General features: G+C 60.1%; 1 protein-coding gene. It reads left to right on the top strand.

All coding sequences use genetic code 11. The features are described from left to right. Positions 1-94: 94 nt before the first annotated feature. A partial coding sequence (locus EN994_RS33990; RefSeq protein ID WP_127308285.1) for a D-alanine--D-alanine ligase occupies positions 95-725 on the top strand: 631 nt, incomplete at its 3' end.

Raw genomic sequence — 725 nt, 5'->3', positions numbered from 1 at the left:
TTTTCCGTCTGGGGGGGCAACCTGCCGGGAGACTCTGACTCAATGTTGCGGAAAATCTGGTTTTGGTCCGCCGTGAGAGAGGGGATGCCGGGGAATGAAAAACAAGCATGTGGCCGTCCTGCTGGGTGGTTTTTCGTCCGAGCGGCCCGTGTCCCTGTCCTCCGGAAAGGCTTGCGCCGATGAGCTTGAGAAGGAAGGTTACCAGGTCACCCGCGTCGATGTCGGGCGCGATGTCGGCTCCGTGCTTGCCGAGCTCAAGCCCGATGTCGCCTTCAATGCGCTGCACGGCCCTTTTGGTGAGGATGGCACCATCCAGGGCATCCTCGAATATCTCGGCATTCCCTACACCCATTCCGGCGTGCTCGCCTCGGCTCTGGCCATGAACAAGGAGCAGGCCAAACGGGTTGCCAAGTCGGTCGGCATCGTGGTCGCCGAATCGAAGGTCGCCAGCCGCTTCGCCATCCAGAACAAGCATCCGATGAAGCCGCCCTATGTGGTCAAGCCGGTCAATGAGGGTTCGAGCTTTGGTGTCGTCATCGTGCATGAAGGCCAGTCGCATCCGCCGCAGGTTCTTGGCTCGTCGGAGTGGAAATATGGCGATACCGTCATGGTCGAGCGCTACATCCACGGCAGGGAGCTGACCTGCGCGGTGATGGGCGATGTGGCGCTGGGGGTCTGCGAGATCATCCCGACCGGCCATTCCTTCTACGACTATGATTCAAAAT

Source organism: Mesorhizobium sp. M7A.F.Ca.CA.002.09.1.1 (assembly GCF_003998555.1).
In the GTDB taxonomy this organism is placed as follows: Bacteria; Pseudomonadota; Alphaproteobacteria; order Rhizobiales; family Rhizobiaceae; genus Mesorhizobium; species Mesorhizobium ciceri.
The sequence above is the reverse complement of the archived record's forward strand: the minus strand, read 5'-3'. Positions and strand labels throughout refer to the sequence as shown.